Raw genomic sequence first — 26,675 nt, forward strand, 5'->3', positions numbered from 1 at the left:
TCATGGTTAGATTAGAGAAGAACGATCCCTTAATGTTGGCTCGCCAGCTACCATTAAAAACGGTTGCCCTGATACTTGCGGGCGGGCGTGGTACCCGACTGAAAGATTTGACCATCAAGCGCGCCAAGCCGGCTGTTCACTTTGGTGGTAAGTTCCGCATTATCGACTTTGCGCTCTCCAACTGCCTGAACTCAGGTATTCGCCGCATCGGCGTCATTACGCAGTATCAGTCGCACACGCTGGTTCAGCATATTCAGCGCGGCTGGTCATTCTTCAGCGAAGAGATGAACGAGTTTGTCGATCTCCTTCCTGCGCAGCAGCGCGTTCACGGCGAAAACTGGTATCGCGGGACGGCGGATGCGGTCACGCAGAACCTCGATATCATTCGTCGCTATAGCGCGGAATACATTGTGATCCTCGCCGGGGATCACATCTACAAGCAAGATTACTCCCACATGCTGATCGACCACGTCGAAAAAGGGGCGCGCTGCACCGTGGCGTGTCTGCCGGTGCCCGTTGCCGAGGCGACGGCGTTTGGCGTCATGCACGTGGATGCGGATGACAAAATTATCGACTTCGTCGAAAAACCGGCTAACCCGCCAACCATGCCGGGAGACGACACCAAATCGCTCGCCAGCATGGGGATCTATGTCTTTGATGCAGACTATCTTTATGAGCTGCTGGAAGACGACGACAAAGACGAGAACTCCAGCCACGACTTCGGTAAAGACATCATTCCGAAAATCACCAAAGCTGGCATGGCGTATGCACATCCTTTCCCGCTGTCCTGCGTGCAGTCAGACCCGAATGCAGAACCTTACTGGCGCGATGTGGGAACGCTGGAAGCGTACTGGAAAGCGAACCTCGATCTGGCGTCGGTTACGCCTGAGCTGGATATGTACGACCAGAACTGGCCGATTCGTACCCACATGGAATCGCTGCCGCCGGCCAAATTCGTTCAGGACCGCTCCGGCAGCCACGGTATGACGCTGAACTCGCTGGTGTCCGGCGGGTGCATCATTTCAGGCTCGGTGGTGGTGCAGTCGGTACTGTTCCCCCGCGTGCGGATAAATTCATTCTGTAATATCGATTCGGCAGTCTTATTGCCGGATGTCTGGGTAGGGCGCTCGTGTCGTCTGCGTCGTTGCGTTATCGACCGTGCCTGCGTCATCCCTGAAGGGATGGTCATTGGCGAGAACGCGGAAGAAGACGCGCGTCGTTTCTACCGTTCGGAAGAGGGGATCGTGTTAGTCACACGGGAAATGTTGCGGAAGCTGCAGATCAAACAGGAGCGATGATGCAGGTTTTACACGTATGTTCTGAGATGTTCCCGTTGTTAAAAACGGGCGGTCTGGCAGATGTCCTTGGTGCATTACCGGCGGCGCAAATCGCCGGAGGAGTGGATACCCGAGTCCTGCTGCCCGCCTTCCCGGATATCCGGCGCGGTATTCCCGATGCAAAAGTCGTGTCGCGTCGTGAGACCTTCGCCGGACGCATCACCCTGCTGTTTGGACATTACAATGGCGTAGGGATTTACCTGATCGACGCGCCGCATTTATACGACCGACCGGGCAGCCCGTATCACGATACGAACCTGTTCGCCTATACCGACAACGTGCTGCGCTTCGCGCTGCTTGGCTGGGTAGGGGCAGAAATGGCGACGGGGCTCGATCCGTTCTGGCGCCCGGACGTGGTGCACGCGCACGACTGGCACGCCGGGCTTGCGCCGGCGTATCTCGCCGCGCGCGGCCACCCGGCCAAATCCGTCTTCACCGTGCATAACCTGGCGTATCAGGGCATGTACTACGCCCATCACATAAGTGAAATCGATCTGCCATGGTCGTTCTTTAACATGCACGGACTGGAGTTTAACGGGCAAATTTCGTTCCTGAAGGCGGGCCTGTACTACGCCGATCACATCACGGCGGTGAGCCCAACCTACGCCCGCGAAATTACCCAGCCGGAGTTTGGCTACGGCATGGAAGGCCTGCTACAACAGCGCCATCGTGAAGGGCGCCTGTCGGGTATTTTGAACGGTGTGGATGAACAGATCTGGAGCCCGGAAACCGATTTCCTGCTGGCGGCGCGCTATGGCCGTGATTCCGTGGAGGACAAAGCGGAAAACAAACGCCAGCTGCAGATTGCGATGGGCCTGAAGGTTAACGACAAAGTGCCGCTGTTTGCGGTAGTGAGCCGCCTGACCAGCCAGAAAGGGCTGGATCTGGTGCTGGAGGCGCTGCCCGGTTTACTGGAACAGGGCGGACAGCTGGCCCTGCTCGGCGCTGGCGACCCGGTGTTGCAGGAAGGTTTCCTTGCCGCCGCGGCGGAGCATCCAGGGCAGGTGGGCGTGCAGATTGGCTATCACGAGGCGTTTTCGCACCGCATCATGGGCGGCGCAGACGTCATCCTGGTGCCAAGCCGTTTCGAACCCTGCGGCCTGACACAGCTTTATGGCCTGAAATACGGCACCCTGCCGCTGGTACGCCGCACGGGCGGGCTGGCGGATACCGTCTCCGATAGCTCTCTGGAAAACCTGGCGGACGGTATCGCCAGCGGGTTTGTCTTCGAGGACAGTAATGCCTGGTCGCTGCTTCGGGCGATTCGGCGTGCTTTCGTCTTGTGGTCCCGTCCATCGCTGTGGCGTTACGTACAACGTCAGGCGATGTCCATGGACTTTAGCTGGCACGTCGCGGCGCAGTCGTACCGCGATCTCTATCAACGCTTGATGTAACGAGGCGAAGTTACTGATATGAACGCTCCATTTAGCTACTCTTCACCCACGCTCAGCGTTGAGGCGTTAAAGCACTCCATCGCCTACAAGCTGATGTTCACCATCGGGAAAGATCCGGTTATTGCCAACAAGCACGAGTGGCTGAACGCCACGCTGTTTGCGGTGCGCGACCGTTTAGTTGAACGCTGGCTGCGCTCAAACCGCGCCCAGCTCTCGCAGGAAACGCGTCAGGTTTACTACCTGTCGATGGAATTTTTGATTGGCCGCACGCTGTCCAATGCGCTGTTGTCGCTCGGTATTTATGACGACGTCAAAACCGCACTGGAAGAGATGGGGTTAGATTTAGAAGAACTGATCGACGAAGAGAACGACCCGGGCCTCGGTAACGGCGGTCTGGGGCGTCTTGCCGCCTGCTTCCTCGATTCGCTGGCGACGCTGGCGCTGCCGGGCCGCGGCTACGGTATTCGCTACGACTACGGCATGTTCAAACAGAACATCGTCGACGGGCGTCAGAAAGAGTCCCCGGACTACTGGCTGGAGTACGGTAATCCGTGGGAGTTTAAACGTCACAACACGCGTTATAAGGTGCGCTTTGGCGGGCGTATTCAGCAGGAAGGGAAAAAATCCCGCTGGGTGGAAACCGAAGAGATCCTGGCCGTGGCCTACGACCAGATTATCCCCGGTTACGACACCGATGCCACCAACACGCTGCGCCTGTGGAGCGCTCAGGCCAGTAGCGAAATCAACCTCGGTAAATTCAACCAGGGTGACTACTTTGCGGCGGTGGAAGACAAAAACCACTCCGAGAACGTGTCCCGCGTGCTGTACCCGGACGACTCGACCTATTCCGGCCGCGAGCTGCGCCTGCGTCAGGAGTATTTCCTCGTCTCCTCGACGATTCAGGATATCCTCAGCCGCCACCATCAGCTGCACAAAACCTACGCCAACCTGGCGGAGAAAACCGCGATTCACCTTAACGACACCCACCCGGTGCTCTCCATTCCGGAGCTGATGCGCCTGCTGATCGACGAGCATAAGTTCAGCTGGGATGACGCGTTTGAAGTGACCTGTCAGGTGTTCTCCTACACTAACCACACGCTGATGAGCGAAGCGCTGGAAACGTGGCCGGTGGATATGCTCGGCAAAATCCTGCCGCGCCATCTGCAGATTATCTTTGAGATCAACGACTACTTCCTCAAGACCCTGCAGGAGCAGTACCCGAACGATACCGGCCTGCTGAGCCGGGCGTCCATCATTGATGAATCGAACGGTCGCCGCGTGCGCATGGCCTGGCTGGCGGTGGTGATCAGCCACAAGGTGAACGGGGTGTCTGAGCTCCACTCGAACCTGATGGTGCAGTCGCTGTTTGCGGATTTCGCGAAGATCTTCCCGACGCGGTTCTGCAACGTGACCAACGGCGTTACGCCGCGCCGCTGGCTGGCGCTGGCCAACCAGCCGCTGTCTGAGGTGCTGGACGAGAATATCGGCCGCACCTGGCGTACCGATTTAAGCCAGCTGAGCGAGCTTGAACAGCACATCGATTTCCCGACGGTGAATAAAGCCGTGCGCGAAGCCAAGCTGCTGAACAAAAAGCGTCTGGCAGTCTGGCTGGCGATGCACCTCAACGTGGTGGCAAACCCGAAAGCGCTGTTCGACGTGCAGATCAAACGCATCCACGAGTACAAGCGTCAGCTGATGAACGTGCTGCACGTGATCACCCACTACAACCGCATCAAGGCCGATCCCACGGCGGAATGGGTGCCGCGCGTGAAGATCTTTGCCGGTAAGGCGGCCTCCGCCTACTACATGGCGAAGCATATTATCCATCTCATCAACGACGTGGCGAAGGTGGTCAACCAGGATCCGGAGATTGGTGACAAGCTGAAGGTGGTGTTTATCCCGAACTACAGCGTCAGCCTGGCGCAGCTGATCATCCCGGCGGCGGATCTCTCCGAGCAGATTTCCACGGCGGGGACGGAAGCGTCCGGCACCAGTAACATGAAGTTTGCCCTTAACGGCGCCCTGACCATCGGCACGCTGGACGGGGCGAACGTCGAGATGCTGGAGCATGTGGGGGAAGAAAATATCTTCATCTTCGGTAATACGACGGAAGAGGTGGAGGCGCTGCGCAGGAAAGGCTACTCGCCGCGTCAATATTACGAAGAGGATGAAGAGTTACGCCAGGTGCTGACGCAGATCGCAACCGGCGTGTTTAGCCCTGACGAGCCGAGCCGCTATCGCGATCTGGTGGACTCGCTGATTAACTTTGGCGATCACTACCAGGTGCTGGCGGATTATCGCAGCTACGTGGACTGTCAGGATAAGGTGGACGATCTATACCGTCAGCAGGAGAAGTGGACCAGCGCCGCGATGTATAACATCGCCAATATGGGCTATTTCTCGTCCGACAGGACCATCAAGGAATATGCCGATACGATCTGGCATATTGATCCGGTGAGGTTGTAAAAGCAAAACGGCAACCCTGGTTGCCGTTTTTAGTGTTTGTTCCCTCTCCCTGTGGGAGAGGGTCAGGGTGAGGGCATCAGCCCGCACCGATCGCATCAAGACGCCAACGACAGCTCACGCTTTCCCGCATTCTGCAGTAACCACTGCGCCACGCGGGACTGCTGCTCGGCGTTGAGCCACATCCCTTCTTTGGTACGACGCCAGATAGCATCGTCCAGGCGGCGAACCCATTCGTGTTCGACCAGATAGCGCAGCTCGGCTTCGTACAGCTCGTGGCCGAAATGTTCGCCCAGATCCGCAATCTCTTTCGCGTCGCCCAGCAACAGCTCGGTATTGCTGCCGTAGGTGCGGGCATAGTGGCGCGCCATTCCTTCGGTGATGAACGGGAAGCGACGACGCAGCTTCGCGGCGTAATCATCGCGGTTATCGCCGATATCACCGCCGGGCAGTACCGCGCCTTTGGTCCATGCAGGGCCAATGCCTTTATAGTACGGCGCCAGTTTCTCAAGCGCGTGCTCGGCCAGCTTGCGGTAGGTGGTGAGCTTGCCGCCAAACACCGACAGCAGCGGCGCCTGACCGTCTACGTCGTGAATATCGAGCGTATAGTCGCGGGTGATGGCCTGCGGGGAATCCGATTCGTCGTCGCACAGCGGACGCACGCCGGAGTAGGTCCATACCACGTCATCGCGCGACAGCTGTTTCTTAAAGTGCGCGTTATAGACTTTGAGCAGGTAATTCACTTCGCTCTCGTCGATTTCGACGTTTTTCGGATCGCCTTTGTACTCCACGTCGGTGGTGCCGATGATCGAGAACTCGTCCATCCACGGGATCACAAACACGATGCGCTTGTCTTCGTTCTGCAAAATGTAGGCCTGTTTCTGCGTATGCACGCGCGGCACCACAATATGGCTGCCTTTGATCAGGCGAATGCCGTACGGCGAAGGCAGATGCATGCCGTCGTCAAAGAACTGCTTCACCCACGGACCGGTGGCGTTCACCAGGCCGCGCGCTTTCCAGCTAAATTTCTCGCCGGTATCGATGTCTTCCGCTTCGACAACCCACAGGCCGTTTTCACGACGGGCAGCGGTCGCGCGGGTGCGGGTTTTCACCTCGCCGCCTTTCTTCTCGACCATCTGCGCATTGGCCAGCACCAGGCGGGCATCGTCCACCCAGCAGTCGGAATATTCGAAACCGCGCACGATTTCAGGCTTAAGGACCGATTCTGAGCCAAAACGCAAACCGGTCGAACCCGGCAGGCTGGTGCGTTTACCCAGATGATCGTACATAAACAGACCGATTCGGATCATCCACGCCGGACGCAGATGCGGGCGATGGGGCAGGCGGAAGCGCATCGGAATAGCCAGATGCGGCGCCATTTTCAACAGCACTTCACGTTCGGCCAGTGCTTCACTGACCAGGCGGAATTCATAGTGTTCCAGGTAGCGCAGGCCACCGTGAATCAGTTTGGAGCTGGCGGACGACGTCGCGCAGGCGAGATCGTTAGCTTCCAGCATCAGTACGGATAAACCGCGTCCTGCGGCGTCGACCGCAATACCGGCACCGTTGATGCCACCGCCTATCACAATCAGATCTTTGGTTTCCATAACACCCTCACGCACTTTCGTTAAAGCTCAGAAATGTTCGATATCGCTCATAATAGCAAAGGAACGCGCTTTTGGTAACATCAAAAAAACAATTTAGAGTGATATGGATAACATAATGGCGTTTACCCGCCGCCAGGACGTACACTACGGGGTAAAATAGTGCGACTAACTTTTCTCCCTCTCCCCGTGGGAGAGGGCTGGGGTGAGGGCATCAGAGCGCACCCAACCTGAACAACAGAAAGAGAACACCATGGATCAGTTTGAATGTATTAACGTAGAAGAAGCCCATCAGAAGATGCACCAGGGAAAAGCGGTGCTGGTGGACATCCGCGATCCGCAAAGCTTTGCGATGGGCCACACGCCAGGCGCGTTCCATCTCACCAACGACACGCTGGGCGCGTTTATGCGCGATAACGACTTCGAGACGCCGGTGATGGTCATGTGCTACCACGGCAACAGCAGCAAAGGCGCGGCGCAGTATCTGCTTCAGCAGGGTTATGACGCGGTGTACAGCGTCGACGGCGGTTTCGATGCCTGGCATCGTCATTTCCCGGCAGAAGTGGAATACGCTTTTGAGCGCTGATCCCGCTATACTGTCCCCTTTTGTGTGGAAATAAGCGACCGCTGCCCATGTTGATGATCACCTCTTTTACCAACCCGCGCGTCGCCCAGGCGTTTGTCGACTATATGGCGACGCAGGGCGTTATTCTGACCATCCAGCAACATCATCAGACCGACGTCTGGCTGGCCGACGAGAGCCAGGCCGGGCGGGTAAACGAGGAGCTGGCGCGTTTTCTTGAGAACCCCGGCGACCCGCGCTATCTGGCGGCAAGCTGGCAGTCCGGCCAGACGGACACCGGCCTGCACTATAGCCGTTTTCCTTTCCTTGCCACCATTCGCGAGCGCGCGGGCCCGTTTACGCTGCTGCTGATGGCCGCCTGCATCATCGTCTTCATTATTATGAACGCGGTGGGCGACCAGAGCGTGATGATTGCCCTGGCGTGGCCGTATGACCCGTCTCTTGAGTTTGACGTCTGGCGCTACTTTACCCACGCGCTGATGCACTTCTCGGTGATGCATATCCTCTTTAACCTGCTCTGGTGGTGGTATCTCGGCGGCGCCGTTGAGAAGCGCCTGGGGAGCGGCAAGCTGATCGTTATCACCATTATTAGCGCCCTGCTGAGCGGCTACGTGCAGCACAAATTCAGCGGCCCGTGGTTTGGCGGGCTGTCCGGCGTCGTGTATGCCCTGATGGGCTATGTCTGGCTTCGCGGGGAACGCGACCCGGAAAGCGGCGTCTATCTGCAGCGCGGATTAATAACCTTTGCGTTAATATGGCTGATTGCCGGATGGTTTGATCTGTTTGGTATGTCTATCGCCAATGGTGCGCACGTCACCGGGCTGGCCATCGGGCTGGCGATGGCCTTTGCCGACACGCTCCATGCGCGAAAACGAACATAATTCTCAGGGATAATTGATGAAACAAACACAACGCCATGACGCCATTATCGAACTGGTAAAAAAACAGGGATACGTCAGCACCGAAGAGCTGGTTGAGCAGTTTGCCGTCAGCCCGCAAACCATCCGTCGTGACCTGAACGACCTGGCCGATCAAAACCGCATTCTGCGCCACCACGGCGGCGCGGCGCTGCCGTCCAGCTCGGTCAATACCTCCTGGCACGACCGTAAAGCCACGCAGACGGCAGAGAAAGAGCGTATTGCCCGCAAGGTCGCCAGCCAGATCCCCAACGGGGCAACGCTGTTTATTGATATCGGCACCACGCCGGAAGCGGTCGCCCATGCGCTGCTGGATCACGAGAACCTGCGCGTGGTGACCAACAACCTGAACGTGGCCAACACCCTGATGCAGAAAGACGATTTCCGCATCATTCTCGCGGGCGGCGAACTGCGCAGCCGCGATGGCGGAATTATTGGCGAAGCGACCCTCGACTTTATCTCTCAGTTCCGCCTCGACTTTGGCATTCTGGGGATCAGCGGCATCGACAGCGATGGCTCGCTGCTGGAGTTTGATTACCACGAGGTGCGCACCAAGCGCGCGATTATTGAAAACTCGCGCCACGTCATGCTGGTGGTGGATCACTCGAAGTTTGGCCGTAACGCGATGGTCAACATGGGCAGCATCAGCATGGTGGATGCGGTCTATACCGACGTGATGCCGCCGGCGGGCGTTATGCAGGTGATTAAAGATAATAATTTGCAGTTAGAGTTGTGTTGAGACGCCTTTCTCCCTCTCCCTGTGGGAGAGGGCCGGGGTGAGGGCATCAGCCCGCACAAACCTACACTCCATACCCCATCATCTTCAACAATTGCTGTGCATGCTGCACCGCATCCTGACGATGCGCCACGCCCAGCTTCTGATACAGGTTGCGGATATGCGTTTTGATGGTGGTGGCCGCCACCGCCAGCTCGCCGGCAATCTGCTCATTGCTGTAGCCTGAATAGATCAGCCCCAGAACCTGCCATTCGCGCTGGGTGAGCGGGCTGGTGCGGATAAGCTCCGGCACTTCCGGGTGGTTCAGCAGACGTTCAACGAAGTTCTCATCAAAGTGCGCGAACTTGTGGCGATGGTGCTGGTTAATTTCGCGCAGAATGCGCTGGGCGCGATGCTGATCCAGTTCCGGCAGCGTATTGAGCTGAATAAGCTGACGCAGCTGCTGCGCCATCACTTCACCTTCAATCACAAAGTGGCTGATAAACCCGGTGCGGTTAGCCAGCTGGAGCGCTTCCAGCAGCACGCGCTGCGCGTCGTTTTTACGGCCCGCCTGCCAGTAAAGCTGGTTAAGCAGCAGCAGGTTGCGGTTCAGGTCGCTCATCAGGCGCAGGCTGCGCGCGTTCTCGTTCAGCTCTTCCAGCACAATCTCTGCGGGCTCTAAATCACCGAGCAGGATCTGCGCGCGGGCGATGTTGCGCCACTGGCTCTGCAGGAAGTGGTTGTTGGCAAACTCCGGTTTTGGCGTCTGACGCAGCCAGTTGGCAGCGGATTTTTTGTCTCCGGTCATCTGCCAGTAAATCACCCGGACCTTATCGGCGTTCGAGACCCAGTCGCTATGATACTGACCGTTGCCGAGCAGGTTTTCCAGGCGGTTAAGATGGTTGCGGGCGTTATCGAGATCGCCGCGCGCCAGCGAGCACTGCACCAGCAGCGCCAGGCACTGTAGCTGCTGCTGCGGCTGGAAGCCGGAGAGGACGTTCACACCCTGACGGGCGCAGCTTTCGGCTTCATCCAGACGCGACCAGGCCCACAGTAACTGAGCGCGAATACGCAGGAGGAACTCGTGCATCGGCAGCTGTTCAAGGTGCTGTTCACGAATCAGCTGGAACGCCTTTTCCTGGTTTTCCCAGGCGGCCTGCAGGAACCCCTGAGCGAACAAAATTTCGCTTTGCTGGATCAGGCTCCACAGCGCGTAGTGCCAGACATCATGGCGACGCGCCATCTGTTCGGTTTGCTGCATCAGCGACAGGGAGCGCGTCAGCTCGCCTTTGCAGTGCAGCACTTCGCCGTGTACCGACGTGGCAACAATCCGGCTGTAGAAGTTGGCGAGCGGCAGTTCATCCAGCGCGACCATCGCCAGGCGTTCAGCCTCGTCCGGGTCGCCGTCGTTAATCGCCACCTGGGCCCGCAGGGCGTTAAATTCACCGTGCAGGGGCGTATCCATGTTGCTTTCCATCTCCTGCTCCGCGCGGGCCAGCAGAGTATTCACTTCGCTGTAGCGGTGCTGGCTCTGCATGAGCCAGGCCTGAAGCAGGACCAGGCGCGGGTTCTCCAGCAGACTTTCCCACGGCAGCGCTTTCAGGGACTCTTCAAGCAGCGTCAGCTCGCTGTGGTTAAACAGGCCCCACGCGTGGTTGAGAAGGATATCGCGCAGCATGCTGGCGTCGCCGGCGGCCAGCGCGTGGTGAATAGCCTCGCTCGGGAAGCCCTGTGCCATCCAGCTTTCGGCGGCGGCGCGGTGGATTTCCGGCAGTTCAACCGCCAGCTCCCACTGACAGCGCTGGCGCAGGAAGCTGCCAAACAGCGGGTGATAGCTAAACCACTCGCCGGGGTCGTCCATGCGCGTCAGGAAGAGGCCCTGACGTTCAATCTCTTCGAGCTGCAGCTGACCGTTTTCACACCCCGTCACGCGCACGATCAGCGCATCGTTCATGGAGCGCAGCAGCGAGCTTTTCAGCAGGAAATTGCGGGTCGACGGATCGACGCTGTCCAGCACCTCATCCACCAGGTAATCCGACAGGTGGCTGGCGTTGATGCCGGCCAGGCGACGCGCAGACTGATGCGCCGGGCTGTTGTTTTGGCGGGCTGAAAGGGCGATGAGCTGCAGCGCCGTGGCCCAGCCAGCGACGTCATCGCACAGGCGGCTGCTTTCGGCGGCCTCAATCGGTGATGTCAGGCGGCAGTCAAAGAACTGCTTCGCTTCCTGGTGGGTAAAGGCCAGCTGCTGGCTGCCCACCTCAAGAAGCTGATCGCGCACGCGCAGGTTGGCAATGCCCAGCTGCGGCAGGTTGCGGGACAGCACCACTAAGGTCAGGTTTTCCGGCTGATGGCGCAGGAAGAAGCGCATCGATTCATGAATAACCGGGTTAGTGATGAGATGGTAATCATCAATCACCACGTACAGCGGGCGATGCCATTCGGCCAGTTCGATAAACAGCTGAGAGAAAAGGGAGGACAGGCTGGCGTACTGGCGCTTTTGCACCATCACCTCACTGGCGACGCAGTGTCCATTGGTTGCCTGCTGAATAGCGGCAATCAGATAGCTGGCAAAGCGCTCCTGCTGGTTATCGCCCTCGTCAAGGGAGTACCAGCCAAGATCGCTTTTACCTGCGGCCCATTGCGAAATGAGCGTTGTTTTTCCATAACCTGCAGGGCTCGTAACCAGCGCCAGTCGGAAATTATGCGCGCCGGAAAGTTTAGCCAACAGACGCTCGCGGACCACGGTATGGTCAAGGCGAACCGGGCGACTTAATTTAGACGGAATCAACATAGGTTTCACTTCACTGTGGGGAACGAGAGATTTTATTTTTTTTGCGCTTCGTAATTAATACGATATAAGGTCGGCCAATAAGTTAACTATTGCAAGTTATGTCTGGATTTGGTGGCTCTGAATTTGCACTCTGTCACAAAACATTCAGACAGATGATGGAACTTTCTGGAAAGGTCTTTGACGCCCCGTCAATGCTGGCTTGTATGGCTGTGCTGCGGCTGCGCTGAAACTGGTTTCAGGAAGGGATAGTGACGTCAAATTTAATATACTCCGGGTAAAGTTAAGGGAGATTAATAATCTCCTTAGTTATTACCCGATTGCAGAAATATTATTCTACGTAAGTAATCATTTCAGCGCGTTTTAATTTCACCCGAAACTGCATTTCATTTCTTTGACATTCTCCGCGGTTACTTTTTTATCTTCAGGGCACACTCGAACTATGCTCTGAGAGTGGCCTCGATCACACTTTTACGCTCATCCCCGCTACTCCTCCCTGTCTAATCCCCTGCGGGAGGAGGAAGAGGTGAAATGAGCCAGGCACACTAGCGCCAACTTGTGTTTTCTTTCTAAAGGATGCCGATCCCCTATGTCACAGCCTACCTTCAACAAAGCTCAATTCCAGGCTGCCCTGACGCGTCAGTGGCAGCGTTTTGGCCTTCATGCTGCAAACGAAATGACGCCTCACCAGTGGTGGCAGGCAGTGAGCGGTGCGCTCGCAGAGCAGCTGGATGCTCAACCTCTGGCAAAACCGGTAAAAGGCCAGCGCCATGTAAACTACATTTCAATGGAGTTCCTGATTGGCCGTCTGACGGGCAATAACCTGTTGAACCTCGGCTGGTATCAGGAAGTGGGGGACGTGCTGAAAGAGCACGACATTAATCTGACCGACCTGCTGGAAGAAGAGATTGACCCCGCGCTGGGCAACGGTGGTCTGGGGCGTCTGGCGGCCTGTTTCCTTGATTCCATGGCGACCGTCGGCCAGTCGGCGATCGGCTACGGCCTGAACTATCAGTACGGCCTGTTCCGTCAGTCATTTGCCGATGGCCATCAGATGGAAGCGCCGGACGACTGGCATCGCAACACCTACCCGTGGTTCCGCCATAACGCGCAGCTGGATGTGCAGGTGGGGATTGGCGGGAAAGTCACGAAGCAGGGCCTCTGGGAACCGGCGTTCACCATTACTGGTGAAGCCTGGGACCTGCCGGTGCTCGGCTACCGTAACGGCGTGGCGCAGCCGCTGCGCCTGTGGCAGGCGAAGCATGCGCATCCCTTTAACCTGACCAAATTCAACGACGGCGATTTCCTGCGCGCCGAGCAGCAGGGTATCGACGCCGAGAAGCTGACCAAAGTGCTCTACCCGAACGACAACCACCTGGCGGGTAAAAAGCTGCGTCTGATGCAGCAGTACTTCCAGTGCGCCTGCTCCGTGGCGGACATTCTGCGTCGCCATCACCTGGCGGGCCGCAAGCTGGCGCAGCTGCCGGACTTCGAAGTGATTCAGCTCAACGACACGCACCCGACCATTGCCATCCCTGAACTGCTGCGCGTGCTGATCGACGAGCACCAGCTGAGCTGGGATGACGCCTGGGCGATTACCAGCCGCACCTTCGCCTACACCAACCACACCCTGATGCCAGAAGCGCTGGAGTGCTGGGATGAGAAGCTGGTGAAAGCGCTGCTGCCGCGCCACATGCAGATCGTCAACAAGATTAACGACCAGTTTAAAAAACTGGTGGATAAAACCTGGCCGGGCGACAAAGCGGTCTGGGCGAAGCTGGCGGTGGTGCATGACAAGCAGGTACGCATGGCGAACATGTGCGTGGTGAGCGGCTTTGCGGTGAACGGCGTGGCGGCGCTGCACTCGGATCTGGTGGTGAAAGACCTGTTCCCGGAATACCACCAGCTGTGGCCGACTAAATTCCACAACGTGACCAACGGCATTACGCCGCGTCGCTGGATCAAGCAGTGCAACCCGCTGCTGGCCGGTCTGCTGGACAAAACCCTGAAGAAAGAGTGGGCCAACGATCTGGACCAGCTGATCAACCTGGAAAAATACGCCGATGACGCGAAGTTCCGCGAGCAGTACCGCGCCATCAAACGGGAAAACAAAGTTCACCTGGCGGCGTTTGTGAAGGCGCGTACCGGGATTGAGATCAACCCGAATGCTATTTTCGATATTCAGATCAAGCGCCTGCACGAATACAAACGCCAGCACCTGAACCTGCTGCACATTCTGGCGCTGTACAAAGAGATCCGTGAGAACCCGCAGGCCGACCGCGTGCCGCGCGTGTTCTTGTTTGGCGCGAAAGCGGCTCCGGGTTACTACCTGGCGAAAAACATCATCCTCGCCATTAATAAAGTGGCGGCGGCGATCAACAACGATCCGAAAGTGGGCGACAAGCTGAAGGTGGTGTTCCTGCCGGATTATTGCGTCTCTGCGGCTGAAATGCTGATCCCGGCGGCGGATATTTCCGAGCAGATCTCGACCGCAGGGAAAGAAGCGTCCGGTACCGGCAACATGAAGCTGGCGCTGAACGGTGCCCTGACCGTCGGCACGCTCGACGGGGCCAACGTCGAAATCGCCGAGAAGGTGGGGGAAGAGAATATCTTTATCTTCGGCCACACCGTAGAAGAGGTAAAAGCCATTAAGGCCAAAGGCTACGATCCGGTGAAATGGCGTAAGAAAGACAAAGTGCTCGATGCGGTACTGAAAGAGCTGGAAAGCGGTAAATACAGCGACGGCGACAAGCACGCGTTTGACCAGATGCTGCACAGCATGGACAAACACGGCGGTGACCCGTATCTGGTGATGGCAGATTTCACGGCCTATGTGGAAGCGCAAAAACAGGTCGACGTGCTGTATCGCGACCAGGAAGCGTGGACCCGGGCGTGCATCCTGAACACCGCCCGCTGCGGCATGTTCAGCTCTGACCGTTCAATCCGTGATTATCAGGCCCGTATCTGGCAGGCAAAACGCTAAGGAAGCGCGATGGAGAGTAAACGTCTGGACAGCGCCGCGCAGGCGGCGGGGATCAGCCTCAGTTACATTAATGCTCACGGCAAACCGCAGTCTATTGGCGCCGACACCAAAAGACGTTTGCTGGATGCCATGCACAAAACCGACGCGAAAGCGTCGGTTGCGCCGGTCCCGAACGTGAAGGTTTTCACCTCGGGTAAAAAGATGCCGCTGGCGGTGGAGGGGCGCGGCGAGTTTAACTGGCTGCTCACCACCGAAGACGGCCAGCAGCACAAAGGCCACGCCACCGGCGGTAAAACCCTTAACCTTCCGGCGAAGCTGCCGGAGGGCTACCACACCTTAACGCTCACCCAGGATGACCAGCGTTTCCATTGCCGGGTGATCGTCGCGCCAAAACGCTGCTATGAGCCGCAGGCGTTGCTTGAGGGCAAAAAGCTGTGGGGCGCCTGCGTGCAGCTCTACACCCTGCGTTCCGAAAGCAACTGGGGTATCGGTGATTTTGGCGACCTGAAAAAGATGCTGGCCTCTGTGGGGGAGCGCGGCGGCGCGTTTATCGGCCTCAACCCGATCCACGCGCTTTATCCGGCCAACCCGGAGAGCGCCAGCCCGTATAGCCCGTCGTCCCGCCGCTGGCTGAACGTGATTTATATCGACGTTAACGCGTTAGATGACTTCAAAAACAGCAAAGAGGCGCAGGCGTGGTGGAAACTCAGCACCACGCAGCAGGCGCTGAAGCAGGCGCGCGACGCGGACTGGGTGGACTATTCTACCGTTACGGCGCTGAAAATGGCCGCACTGCGTCTGGCGTGGAAAGGCTTTTCGCAGCGCGATGACGAGCAGATGGCCGCGTTCCGCCAGTTTGTGACGCAGGAGGGCGAGAGCCTGTACTGGCAGGCGGCATTTGATGCGCTGCATGCGTATCAGGTGAAAGAGGACGAAATGCGCTGGGGCTGGCCGGTCTGGCCGGAAGCGTATCAGTCCGTCGACACGCCTGAAGTAAAAGCGTTCTGTAAAAAATACGCGGATGAAGTGGACTTCTACCTGTGGCTGCAGTGGCTGGCGTACAGCCAGTTTGCAGCCTGCTGGCAGGTGAGCCAGGGCTACAAGATGCCGATTGGCCTGTATCGCGACCTGGCCGTCGGCGTGGCCGAGGGTGGCGCGGAAACCTGGTGCGACCGTGAACTCTACTGCCTGAAGGCCTCCGTCGGTGCGCCACCGGATATCCTGGGCCCGCTCGGCCAGAACTGGGGCCTGCCGCCGATGGATCCGCACGTAATGGCGGCGCGCGCGTACGAGCCGTTTATCGACCTGCTGCGCGCCAACATGCAGAACTGCGGCGCGCTGCGTATCGACCACGTGATGTCCGTGTTGCGCCTGTGGTGGATCCCATACGGTGAAACGGCGGATCACGGGGCGTACGTGCAGTATCCGGTTGACGATCTGCTGTCGATCCTGGCGCTGGAAAGCAAGCGCCATCAGTGCATGGTGATCGGTGAAGATCTCGGTACCGTGCCGGTGGAAATTGTCAGCAAGCTCCGCGACAGCGGCGTTTACTCCTATAAAGTGCTCTATTTTGAAAACGACCATGAGAAAACCTTCCGCGCGCCGAAAGCGTACCCTGAACAGTCAATGGCAGTCGCGACGACGCATGACCTTCCTACGCTTCGTGGCTATTGGGAAAGCGGCGATCTGACGCTCGGCAAAACGCTGGGCCTGTATCCTGATGAAGAGGTCCTGCGCGGTCTGTACCAGGATCGCGAGCTCTCCAAACAGGGGCTGCTGGACGCGCTGCACAAGCAGGGCTGCCTGCCGAAACGTGCCGGGCATAAGGCGTCGCTGATGTCCATGACCCCCACGCTCAACCGTGGTTTGCAGCGTTACATTGCCGACAGCAACAGTGCCCTGCTGGGCCTGCAGCCGGAAGACTGGATTGATATGGCGGAGCCGGTGAACATTCCGGGCACCAGCTATCAGTACAAGAACTGGCGTCGCAAGCTGTCCATCACGCTTGAGACGATGTTTGCCGATGACGGGGTGAACAGGCTGATTAAGGATTTGGACAAGCGGCGAAAAGCAGCCGCGAAGAAGTGATAAAAAAACCCGCCAGTGGCGGGTTTTTTATTGCCCGGTGGCGCTACGCTTACCGGGCCTACATGGAGCGAGTAGGTCGGGTAAGGCGAAGCCGCCACCCGACTTATGACATCAAACCACCATATTCAACAGCAGCACCCCGACCAGACCGCACACCGAAATAATGGTTTCCAGCGCGGACCAGGACTTGATGGTTTCACCGATCGTCAGGTTGAAGTACTCCTTGAACAGCCAGAAGCCCGGATCGTTTACGTGAGAGAAAATCACGCTACCGGAACCCACCGCGATAACCATCAGCTCAGGGCTTACGCCTGTTGTAGCAATCAGCGGCGCAACGATACCGCCTGCGGTGATCGCCGCAACGGTCGCAGAGCCCAGCGCAATACGCAGCACTGCGGCGATGGACCAGGCCATCAGGAGCGGCGACACGTTGGTTTCGTGCATCATGGCCGCGATGTATTTGTCCACGCCGCTGTCGACCAGAACCTGCTTGAACGCACCGCCACCGCCGATGATCAGGAGCATCATGGCAATGATTTTGATGGACGAGGTCAGCGTGTCGTTAATCTGATCCATTGAGCGGCCGCGGTTCAGACCGAAGGTGAACATCGCGATCAGGACCGCAATCAGGGTCGCCATCACCGGGTCACCCAGGAACTCGGCAACGGACAGGAACGGATGACCTTTCGGCAGGATCATCTCCGCCACGGCGCGCATCGCCATCAGGATAACCGGTACCAGAGAAGTCCAGACGCTGACGCCAAAGCCTGGCATCTCTTCTTCGGTGAAGGTTTTGGCGCTGTACAGACCTTCCGGGATAGGCTTATCAATGCCTTTCAGGAAGCGGGCATAAACAGGGCCAGCCAGGATTACCGTTGGGATCGCCAGAATCGTACCGAACAGCAGGGTTTTACCCATATCCGCGTGGAAGATGGTCGCGATAGCGGTTGGGCCCGGGTGTGGCGGCAGGAAGCCGTGGGTAACGGACAGCGCCGCAGCCATTGGCACACCGACGAACAGCAGCGGGATGTTGGCCGCGGCGGCGATGGTGAACACCAGCGGCAGCATCAGCACGAAGCCCACTTCATAGAACAGCGCGAAACCGACGGTAAAACCGGTTAACACCACTGCCCACTGAATGTTCTTTTTGCCAAATTTTTCGATAAGCGTGGTGGCAATACGCTGCGCGCCACCGCAGTCCGCCAGCATTTTGCCGAGCATAGCGCCGAAGCCCATGATCAACGCCAGGCTGCCGAGCGTGCCGCCGACGCCGGCTTTAATCGAGCTGATAACTTTCACCAGCGGCATCCCTTGCATCAGACCGACTGCAAGTGCCACCAGAACCAGAGCGATAAATCCGTTCATTTTGAAACGGATCATCAAGAGCAGTAATAACACAACACCGATAGCAACGATGACTAATGGCATGATTTACCTGGCCTTTGAATTGTTATGGGTAACGTCATTGTTTCAACGACAAATTCCGATTGTCCCAACTGGGAACAGAGTGTTAACGGCACTCATACTGATGCCGTCGAAACCATTAAGTTTAGTCGGCTGTTATAAGGATGCTGAGTGCCCACGAGAATGATACGGGTAACATGACGCGATTGAGAATCACCCTGGGAGGCTAAATTTGAATTATGAGACGCAGGTCAACATATGGAGGTAAACGCAAAACGGTAACCATGAGGTTACCGTTTTTAATGTTTTCACCCTCTCCCGTGGGAGAGGGACGGGGTGAGGGCATCAGACCGCACTTTTTTTGTAGGCCCGGTAAGCGCAGCGCCACCGGGCAATACAGACGGGCACTGAATTAGTAGTAGGAGTGCTCGCCGCGCTGGTGTTCGGTCAGGTCGCGCACGCCTTTCAGTTCCGGGAATTCGTTCAGCAGCTGCTTCTCGATCCCTTCTTTCAGGGTCACATCCACCATGGAACAGCCGTTACAGCCGCCGCCGAACTGCAGGATCGCCAGACCGTCTTCCGTGATTTCCATCAGGGAAACACGACCGCCGTGGCCAGCCAGCTGCGGGTTGATCTGGGATTGCAGCAGATACTCAACGCGCTCCATCAGTGGGGCATCGTCAGACACTTTACGCATTTTCGCGTTCGGCGCTTTCAGGGTCAGCTGAGAACCCAACTGATCGGTGACGAAGTCGATCTCCGCATCTTCAAGATACGGTGCGCTCAGCTCATCAACGTAGGCGGTGAGCTGTTCAAATTTAAGGGCAGTGTCAGTGGCTTCCACAGCGTCCGGAGGACAATAAGAAACACCACATTCTGCATTCGGAGTGCCTGGATTAATCACAAACACGCGGATCTGCGTCCCTTCTTCCTGATTTGCCAGCAGTTTGGCAAAGTGCGCTTGTGCAGAATCGGAAATACGGATCATAGCTTTGGCCTAATAGTTGACTAAATTACCTGGGTATAATCATACGCCCATTGAAGAAGGGCTACAAGGTACGGCACAGACACCATACCTGAACCGACGCGGCGCCGCTTCGCAAAAGCAGTCGGGAAAGTTCAGCAACGGTACTGCCCGTGGTGACGACATCATCCACAATCGCGATATTGAGACCGTCGACCGGCAATTCAAGGCGAAAGGCATTTTTGAGGTTTCTTTTGCGAAGCCGGGCGCTGAGCTGGTGCTGGATGGCGGTGGCATGAACGCGCGTGAGCGCGCTGGCGTCATACCGACAGCCGAGCCATCGGGCGAGGGGGCGGCAGATGAGATCGCTCTGGTTATAGCCGCGTCGCCAGTGCCGGCGTCGGTATAAGGGCACATTCACCAGCCTGTCGATTTTCGGCAGTCCCCGCTGACGACGTGCCTGCAAAACCGCCAGCAATAGCAGGCGGGCAAGGGGCGGTGCCAGGGAACTCTGGCCGGAAAACTTCAGCGCGTGAATAAGCCTGCTCAGCGGTGGAACATAATCATCCACGGCTACCAGCGCGCTCCACGGCGGGGATTTTTTCAGGCAACGGCCGCAGGGCAGAACGGGGTTTGTGGCCGGTAAACCACACTGTGGGCAGGTCGCGATTCGCCCTTCCAGCGATCGCGTGCAGACGGAGCAGATGCCCCATCCGCTGAGTGCAAGCGGCATTTGGCATAGCCAGCACGCGCCGGGCACTGTTAGCATGTGCAACCTCCATGTGAAAAAAGAGAACAGTAACTGATGAAGACGCTGTGGTGGCAGAGTGCAGGGACAGGAAATTGCCATCTTGTGCTGCTGCACGGATGGGGCCTGAATGCAGAAGTATGGCATTGCATAAGTGAGGAACTTGCCTCGCATTTCACGCTGCATCTGGTGGACTTACCCGGTTTTGGCCGCAGCCGCGGTTTTGGGGCGATGTCGCTTGATGAGATGGCGCAACAGGTTCTGGACGCAGCGCCGCAAAACGCCATCTGGCTCGGCTGGAGCCTGGGCGGGCTGGTGGCGAGCCAGATTGCGCTGTCGCAGCCCGAACGCGTGAAGGCGCTGGTGACCGTGGCTTCATCGCCATGCTTTAGCGCGCAAGAGGCGTGGCCGGGCATAAAGCCTGACGTGCTGGCGAGTTTCCAGCAGCAGCTGAGCGAGGATTTCCAGCGGACCGTAGAGCGCTTCCTCGCCCTGCAGACGATGGGCACGGAAACCGCGCGTCAGGATGCGAGAACGCTGAAGCAGACCGTGCTTTCCCTGCCGATGCCGGACGTAGAGGTGCTTAACGGCGGGCTGGAGATCTTGAAAACCGTTGACCTGCGCGAGCCGCTGGCCTCGCTGGCAGTGCCGCACCTGCGCATCTATGGCTACCTCGACGGCCTTGTGCCGCGCAAAGTGGTGCCGCTCCTGGATGCGCTCTGGCCGGACAGCGAATCGCAGGTCATTGCCAAAGCCGCGCACGCCCCGTTTATCTCTCATCCGGCGGAGTTTTGTTCAGCGCTCATTGCGTTAAGTCAACGTTTCGACTGATTATTTTCCATCCAACCTGGAAAAAGTAACACACCGCAACCATACTCCAGTTGTCGTTGCGGTTGTTCTGCCTACGATAATCAAAACAACAATCCTATGGAGAGTCAGGCTATGAAACTTGTTACAGGTATTGTCACTTCTCTGGTTATTGGGTCACTTTCATTTGGCGCCTTTGCGGCAAAAGAGCTGGAAAAAGATAAAGTTGCAGGAATGAATCTGACCAAAGTTGGTGAGATTTCTACGTCTGACACCACCGCGCCGATGGATGCAAGAGCAGAACTGTCGAAGAAAGCGGATGAGCTGGGTGGGACGTACTACGTTGTTACCAGTGCTGAAAAGCAGACCAAAAACGTGCGCGCAACGGCGGACGTGTATAAGTAATACGATAAAGCCGGGCATCAGTGCCCGGCTTTATTAGCGCAGTGACCACCACTCCCTGAGGCAGGCTTTGCCTTCCGGACAGCTTTTACAACTGCCGGAGAGGCAGCCGTCCGCGTCTTCCTGAATCCGCACGGCTTTCCCCATCGCTTCAAGCCTTTCCAGCATGGCATCGATCATCGGCTGCGGCGTATGCAGGGTGAGGCTTAATTGTCTGGCCTCCATCCGCCCCTGTAGCGCCAGCAGGTCACGAACCTGAATCAACGATGCCATTGCGTGCTCCTTAGTGACAGTCGCCCGCCGGGCTGCTGCAGCAGGTCGCGGCGGTTTTACGATTAGCCAGCAGGTCGATATCGACGCGGCTGCGCGCGCGCCGCAGCAGGCCGAGAACGATCGCGTTAAACAGAACCACCGCGAGGATGCAGACCAGGCTGTAGCGCGGGTGCTGGCTGAAGTTAACGGTCTGATAGAAGAGCGTCGCCAGCGAGTACGCAATGTTTAACCCCCACAGGATGGAGAAGCCCATCCAGCCGCGGCTGGACTCGCGGGCAATCGCCCCCATCACGGAGATGCACGGAATGTAGAGCAGCACGAAGATGAGGTAGCTATAGGCCGCGGACGCGCTGCCAAATTTCTCGCTCATCACGCCCATGGCACCCGTCGCCATTTCGCCGTCGCCTTTGCTGGCTTCAATCGGGTTGGCCAGCACGCTCAGGCTGAAGGTGTCTTTCAGGCTCTGCCAGGTTTCCTCTACGGCACCCAGCAGTTCATGCCCCAGATGGAACTCTGCCGGATTAAACTCCTGCTCCTGAATGTTCTCTGCGGTATAGAGCGTGTTCAGGGTGCCGACAACCACCTCTTTCGCCATCGCGCCGGTGAACAGCCCGACGGTTGCCTGCCAGTTATCCTCATGCACGCCAATCGGTTTGAAGACCGGGGTGATGACGCGGCTGACGGAGGCAAGGGCCGAGTCGTTGATGTTATCTGCCGCCTGACCGCTGAGGGTGAAGCTGTTCAGCGCGCTCAGGAAAATACTGACGATGACAATCACCTTACCGGCGCGCAGCACAAAGCCTTTCAGGCGCTGCCAGGTCTGGATCACCAGGCTTTTCAGATGCGGTACGTGATACACCGGCAGCTCCATCACAAACGGCGAGGCTTCGCCGCGCATGATCGTGTGTTTCAGCATTAAGCCGGTCAGGATCGCCATCACGATACCCAGCACATACAGCGAGAAGACCGCCAGCGCGCCCTGCTGACCAAAGAAAGCGGCGGCAAAGACGGCAAAGATGGCCAGACGCGCGCCGCAGGACATAAATGGCGCCATCATGATGGTCATCAGCCTCTCGCGCGGCGCATCAAGCGTACGTGCACCCATCACCGACGGGACGTTACAGCCGAAGCCGACAATCAGCGGGACGAAGGATTTACCCGGCAGGCCCAGCGCCTGCATCAGACGGTCCATCACGAACGCGGCGCGCGCCATGTAGCCGGAGTCTTCCAGGAACGAGAGGAACAGATACATCATGCCGATCTGCGGCACCAGCGGCAGAACGGTGTTGATACCGCCGCCGAGTCCCTGTGCGAGGAAGATGGTTAGCCATTCCGGGAAGTGCAGGGTGTAACCCACCCACTGAATACCGTGCACGAAGATCGCCACGGAACCGGCATCGAAAATGGGCTGCAGTGCGCCACCGATGTTAATGGCGAGCAGGAACATCACGTACATCACCAGCAGGAAGACGGGCAGGCCGAGGAAGCGGTTAAGCACGACCTTATCCACCGCAGCCGTAAAGCGGCTGGGTTCCGCCGTGAGGGCGTTGCTGACCACGTCGCAGATCGAGGCGATGGCCTGGTAACGCGCATCGGCGATGTGCAGCGCCGGGTCGTCCAGCTCGTCGCGAAGGCGGGCTATCGTTACGTCCAGTTTATCAGCCGCATGTCCGGCGTAAGCCCGGCTGTAGATATCGCCTTCCAGCATCTGCAGACCGAGCCACAAACGCTGTTTCGCAGGCATGCTGTTGTCCATCTCCTGCGCCAGCATATTGGCTTCGCGCAGGAGGGGCTTCGCATAATGCACCAGCTCAACGTCGCGGTTGCCCGCGTGGCGATCGATGGCCAGCTTCAGCGCATCAATCCCGCGAGCGCGCGTCGAGACCAGCGGAACGACCGGGCACCCGAGGCGCGCGGAGAGGGCATCGACGTCGATGCGCAGCTTTTGTTTCTCCGCAATGTCGAGCATGTTGAGCGCCACGATGCAGGGGATCCCCAGCTCCAGCAGCTGTAGCGTCAGATAAAGGTTACGCTCGAGGTTGGAGGCATCGACCACGTTGATCAGCAGGTCCGCGTCGCCGCCAAGAATATAGTGGCAGGCAATTTGCTCATCGAGCGAGGTTTGCGACGAAATGGTGGTTAAGGAATAGGTGCCGGGGAGGTCAACCAGCGTGACCTGGTTGTCGGTCGTCGTGAACTGGCCCTCTTTACGCTCGACCGTTACGCCGGCCCAGTTACCTACGCGCTGACGGGCTCCCGTCAGCTGGTTAAAAAGCGTGGTCTTGCCGGAATTAGGATTGCCAATTAAGCCAATAGTTAACTTTTTCATTTTTTAGACTCACTGAAACCGCTGGCTTGTTATCGGGATAAGGCTTCGACTTCAATTAATGCGAGGTCTTTCTTACGCAGTACCAGATTCACGCGGCGGGTTTCGATATGAACCGGATCGCCGAGCGGCGCCACGCGTACCACCTGGAATGACGAGCCGGGCAGCATGCCCAGTGACAGCAGCTTCTGCCGATAGGCAGGGCTAATTTCGCGGGTAAAACCGGTAATCTTCCATGCACTGTCTGGAGTGAATTGCATAATGCCTGATTCCACGAAAGGTTAAATTATCTACTATGGGATGATAATGAGAATAGTTTTTATCAGCAATATTAAAACTGTGACGGAATGTTGTTTGCGGTATTAATTTACGGCCTGTTTGACCTTGCTCAATATTTGCTGAAATGAAGGGAAAACGAAAAGGGGATTATTTGTTAACGGGGTGATAATTAGTGGTTTAAATATGGCTGTGCAATCGGTTTCATATATTACGGCACAATATTATTCCCTCTCCCCTGTAGGGAGAGGGTTAGGGTGAGGGTTTAGCGTTTCTTACCCATCGCGGCCGCCAGCGCATCCATCATCGCGCTGTTACCTGCTGGCTGGGCATCGCGTCCGCGCGGTTTCGCGGCTTTAGCGGCTGGGCGCTGCTGCTCGCGGCCACCGCCATTGCCGCCACGGCGCGCGTTGGTTTCCCCCGGCTGCTCGTCCAGACGCATGGTCAGGGCGATACGCTTGCGCTGCAGATCCACTTCCAGCACTTTTACCTTCACGATGTCGCCCGCTTTGACCACGGTGTGTGGGTCTTCCACGAACTTGTCGGCAAGGGATGAGATATGCACCAGACCATCCTGATGCACGCCGATATCCACAAACGCGCCAAAGTTGGTAACGTTCGTTACCGCGCCTTCCAGAACCATGCCCGGCAGCAGATCGTTCATGGTCTCGATGCCGTCGGCAAAGGTCGCCGTTTTGAACTCAGGACGCGGATCGCGGCCCGGTTTTTCCAGCTCTTTGATGATGTCGGTGACGGTTGGCACACCAAATTTATCGTCGGTGAAATCCACGGCTTTCAGGTTGCGCAGGGCGCTGTTGTCGCCCATCAGGTCTTTCAGCGCCTGCTGGGTGGCGGCCAGAATGCGTTCTACCACCGGGTACGCTTCCGGGTGAACGGTGGAGGCATCCAGCGGGTTATCACCGTGGTTGATGCGCAGGAAGCCCGCGCACTGCTCAAACGCTTTTGGTCCGAGACGGCTCACCTTCAGCAGCTGCTGGCGGTTCTGGAACTGGCCGTTCTCATCGCGCCAGGCGACGATATTCTGCGCCATCATGCGCGTTAAGCCCGCCACGCGGGTCAGCAGAGGAACGGAAGCGGTGTTCAGGTCAACGCCGACGGCGTTTACGCAGTCTTCCACAACCGCATCCAGCTTGCGCGCCAGCTGAGTCTGGCTCACGTCGTGCTGATACTGGCCCACGCCGATGGATTTCGGGTCGATCTTCACCAGTTCCGCCAGCGGATCCTGCAGGCGGCGAGCGATAGAGACCGCACCGCGCAGGGAAACGTCCAGGTCCGGGAACTCCTGCGCCGCCAGCTCTGACGCGGAATAGACGGACGCCCCCGCTTCGCTGACGATCACTTTCTGCGCCGTCACTTTCGGGAACTGCTTCTGCACGTCGAGGTAGAAACGTTCGGTTTCGCGGGACGCCGTACCGTTGCCGATGGCGACCAGCTCCACGTTGTACTTCTCGCACAGCGCGGCCACCACGACGGCCGCTTTCGCTGCCTGACCGGTGTGCGGGTAAATAGTGTCGGTAGCGACAAGCTTGCCGGTGCCGTCAACCACGGCAACCTTCACGCCGGTACGCAGGCCCGGATCGAGACCCATGGTGGCGCGCAGGCCGGCAGGGGCGGCCATCAGCAGGTCGTGCAGGTTACGGGCGAAGACGTTGATGGCTTCATCTTCGGCGCGCTCGCGCACGGTGCCCATCAGCTCGGTTTCCAGGTGCATCAGCACCTTGATGCGCCAGGTCCAGCTCACCACGCCTTTGCGCCAGCTGTCTGCCGGGGCGTTGTTCAGGCGCAGGCCAAGATGGTCGATGATGATCTGCTCGCAGTGGCTCTCTTTCGGCGGCTCGTCAAACTGTGGGTCGGCGTTCAGGGAGAGCTGCAGCACGCCTTCGTTGCGGCCGCGGAACATCGCCAGCGCGCGGTGAGAAGGAGTGGTAGAAATCGGTTCGTGGTGATCGAAGTAGTCGCGGAATTTCGCGCCCTCTTCCTCTTTGCCCGCGACGACGGTAGAGACGATGTGTGCGTTCTTCCACAGGTAATCACGCACTTTGGCGAGCAGGGCAGCGTCTTCGGCGAAGCGCTCCATCAGAATGTAGCGTGCGCCATCGAGCGCGGCCTTGGTGTCCGCGACGCCTTTGTCGGCGTCGATAAATTTCGCCGCTTCGGTTTCCGGATCGTGTGACGGCGCGTTCCACAGCAGGTCGGCCAGCGGCTCAAGACCTGCTTCAATGGCAATCTGCCCGCGCGTGCGGCGCTTTGGCTTGTACGGCAGATAGAGGTCTTCGAGTTCGGTTTTGCTCAGGGTGCCGTTAATGGCGCTTTCCAGCTCGCCGGTCAGCTTGCCCTGTTCGCCGATGGATTTGAGGATCGCCTGACGACGTTCTTCCAGTTCGCGCAGATAACCCAGACGGGTCTCCAGGTTACGCAGCTGCGTGTCATCCAGACCGCCGGTGACTTCCTTACGATAGCGCGCAATAAACGGCACGGTGTTCCCTTCATCAAGCAGGCGAACGGCAGCTTCTACCTGTTCGGCTCTGGCCTGAATATCACCCGCAATAATGCGGCAGAGCGAATCTTTCATCATGGCTTTA

General features: G+C 57.8%; 19 protein-coding genes. 10 read left to right on the forward strand and 9 right to left on the reverse strand.

Translation table 11 applies throughout. The features are described from left to right. Nucleotides 1–2 precede the first annotated feature (2 nt). From glgC to glgP, 3 genes are read left to right on the forward strand one after another with little or no spacing between them, the layout of a single operon-like run. Nucleotides 3–1,298 (forward strand): glucose-1-phosphate adenylyltransferase, encoded by a 1,296-nt coding sequence (gene glgC / locus ABR39_RS03055; RefSeq protein ID WP_023309510.1) that lies wholly within the window; start codon nt 3–5, stop codon nt 1,296–1,298. After that, nucleotides 1,298–2,731, forward strand: coding sequence for a glycogen synthase GlgA (gene glgA / locus ABR39_RS03060; RefSeq protein ID WP_047345726.1), 1,434 nt, complete (start codon nt 1,298–1,300; stop codon nt 2,729–2,731). The genes glgC and glgA overlap by 1 nt, the downstream gene beginning before the upstream one ends. An 18-nt stretch (nt 2,732–2,749) precedes the next feature. Then, entirely contained in the window at nt 2,750–5,197 is a 2,448-nt protein-coding gene (glgP, locus tag ABR39_RS03065; protein WP_047345727.1) for a glycogen phosphorylase, read from the forward strand. Between the two features lie 95 nt (nt 5,198–5,292). Here glgP and glpD read toward each other — a convergent pair whose 3' ends face one another. Then, nucleotides 5,293–6,801: a glycerol-3-phosphate dehydrogenase gene (gene glpD / locus ABR39_RS03070; RefSeq protein WP_047345728.1), complete on the reverse strand. Its 1,509-nt coding sequence runs from the start codon at nt 6,799–6,801 to the stop codon at nt 5,293–5,295. Between the two features lie 250 nt (nt 6,802–7,051). On the opposite strand from glpD, the gene glpE reads away from it, so the two are divergent. From glpE to ABR39_RS03085, 3 genes are read left to right on the forward strand one after another with little or no spacing between them, the layout of a single operon-like run. Further along, nucleotides 7,052–7,384 (forward strand): thiosulfate sulfurtransferase GlpE, encoded by a 333-nt coding sequence (gene glpE, locus ABR39_RS03075; RefSeq protein WP_006177908.1) that lies wholly within the window; start codon nt 7,052–7,054, stop codon nt 7,382–7,384. 47 nt (nt 7,385–7,431) lie between these two features. Continuing rightward, nucleotides 7,432–8,262 carry a rhomboid family intramembrane serine protease GlpG gene (gene glpG / locus ABR39_RS03080; protein WP_047345729.1) on the forward strand — a complete coding sequence of 277 codons (831 nt, stop codon included), beginning with the start codon at nt 7,432–7,434 and terminating at the stop codon, nt 8,260–8,262. Between the two features lie 16 nt (nt 8,263–8,278). Next, nucleotides 8,279–9,037: a DeoR/GlpR family transcriptional regulator gene (locus ABR39_RS03085; RefSeq protein ID WP_008503060.1), complete on the forward strand. Its 759-nt coding sequence runs from the start codon at nt 8,279–8,281 to the stop codon at nt 9,035–9,037. A gap of 61 nt (nt 9,038–9,098) precedes the next feature. On the opposite strand, the gene malT is transcribed toward ABR39_RS03085, so the two are convergent. After that, nucleotides 9,099–11,804 (reverse strand): HTH-type transcriptional regulator MalT, encoded by a 2,706-nt coding sequence (malT, locus tag ABR39_RS03090; protein WP_047345730.1) that lies wholly within the window; start codon nt 11,802–11,804, stop codon nt 9,099–9,101. 586 nt (nt 11,805–12,390) lie between these two features. On the opposite strand from malT, the gene malP reads away from it, so the two are divergent. Both malP and malQ read left to right on the forward strand, forming a co-directional pair. Further along, nucleotides 12,391–14,784 (forward strand): maltodextrin phosphorylase, encoded by a 2,394-nt coding sequence (gene malP, locus ABR39_RS03095; RefSeq protein ID WP_047345731.1) that lies wholly within the window; start codon nt 12,391–12,393, stop codon nt 14,782–14,784. Nucleotides 14,785–14,793: 9 nt separating this feature from the next. Beyond that, nucleotides 14,794–16,872: a 4-alpha-glucanotransferase gene (malQ, locus tag ABR39_RS03100; RefSeq protein ID WP_047345732.1), complete on the forward strand. Its 2,079-nt coding sequence runs from the start codon at nt 14,794–14,796 to the stop codon at nt 16,870–16,872. 111 nt (nt 16,873–16,983) lie between these two features. Here the strand turns inward: malQ and gntT are convergent, their stop codons facing one another. The 3 genes from gntT to gntX all read right to left on the reverse strand — a co-directional run bounded on the left by gntT (nt 16,984) and on the right by gntX (nt 20,009). Beyond that, nucleotides 16,984–18,300, reverse strand: coding sequence for a gluconate transporter (gene gntT, locus ABR39_RS03105; RefSeq protein ID WP_047345733.1), 1,317 nt, complete (start codon nt 18,298–18,300; stop codon nt 16,984–16,986). A 388-nt stretch (nt 18,301–18,688) separates the two neighbouring features. Then, the gene (nfuA, locus tag ABR39_RS03110) at nt 18,689–19,264 is read right to left on the reverse strand and encodes a Fe-S biogenesis protein NfuA (protein WP_003861601.1); all 576 of its coding nucleotides are present in this window, start codon (nt 19,262–19,264) and stop codon (nt 18,689–18,691) included. Nucleotides 19,265–19,325: 61 nt separating this feature from the next. Beyond that, complete coding sequence (gene gntX, locus ABR39_RS24065; RefSeq protein ID WP_048339015.1) at nt 19,326–20,009, reverse strand: DNA utilization protein GntX; 684 nt, start codon at nt 20,007–20,009, stop codon at nt 19,326–19,328. A gap of 36 nt (nt 20,010–20,045) precedes the next feature. Between gntX and bioH the strand changes: the two genes are divergently transcribed. Together bioH and ABR39_RS03125 are read left to right on the forward strand one after the other, a co-directional pair. Then, the gene (bioH, locus tag ABR39_RS03120; protein ID WP_047345735.1) at nt 20,046–20,819 is read left to right on the forward strand and encodes a pimeloyl-ACP methyl ester esterase BioH; all 774 of its coding nucleotides are present in this window, start codon (nt 20,046–20,048) and stop codon (nt 20,817–20,819) included. Between the two features lie 111 nt (nt 20,820–20,930). Beyond that, entirely contained in the window at nt 20,931–21,200 is a 270-nt protein-coding gene (locus ABR39_RS03125) for a YdgH/BhsA/McbA-like domain containing protein (RefSeq protein WP_047345736.1), read from the forward strand. Nucleotides 21,201–21,233: 33 nt separating this feature from the next. Here ABR39_RS03125 and feoC read toward each other — a convergent pair whose 3' ends face one another. The 4 genes from feoC to ABR39_RS03145 form a co-directional block, all read right to left on the reverse strand. Beyond that, nucleotides 21,234–21,470, reverse strand: coding sequence for a [Fe-S]-dependent transcriptional repressor FeoC (feoC, locus tag ABR39_RS03130; RefSeq protein WP_047345737.1), 237 nt, complete (start codon nt 21,468–21,470; stop codon nt 21,234–21,236). A gap of 10 nt (nt 21,471–21,480) precedes the next feature. Next, the gene (feoB, locus tag ABR39_RS03135) at nt 21,481–23,799 is read right to left on the reverse strand and encodes a Fe(2+) transporter permease subunit FeoB (RefSeq protein WP_047345738.1); all 2,319 of its coding nucleotides are present in this window, start codon (nt 23,797–23,799) and stop codon (nt 21,481–21,483) included. A gap of 29 nt (nt 23,800–23,828) precedes the next feature. Beyond that, nucleotides 23,829–24,056: a ferrous iron transporter A gene (gene feoA, locus ABR39_RS03140; protein ID WP_008503050.1), complete on the reverse strand. Its 228-nt coding sequence runs from the start codon at nt 24,054–24,056 to the stop codon at nt 23,829–23,831. Nucleotides 24,057–24,337: 281 nt separating this feature from the next. Beyond that, nucleotides 24,338–26,668, reverse strand: coding sequence for a Tex family protein (locus ABR39_RS03145; protein WP_047345739.1), 2,331 nt, complete (start codon nt 26,666–26,668; stop codon nt 24,338–24,340). Between the last annotated feature and the right edge of the window lie 7 nt (nt 26,669–26,675).

It is taken from the genome of Enterobacter genomosp. O, from assembly GCF_001022965.1.
Classification (GTDB): Bacteria; Pseudomonadota; Gammaproteobacteria; order Enterobacterales; family Enterobacteriaceae; genus Enterobacter; species Enterobacter cloacae_L.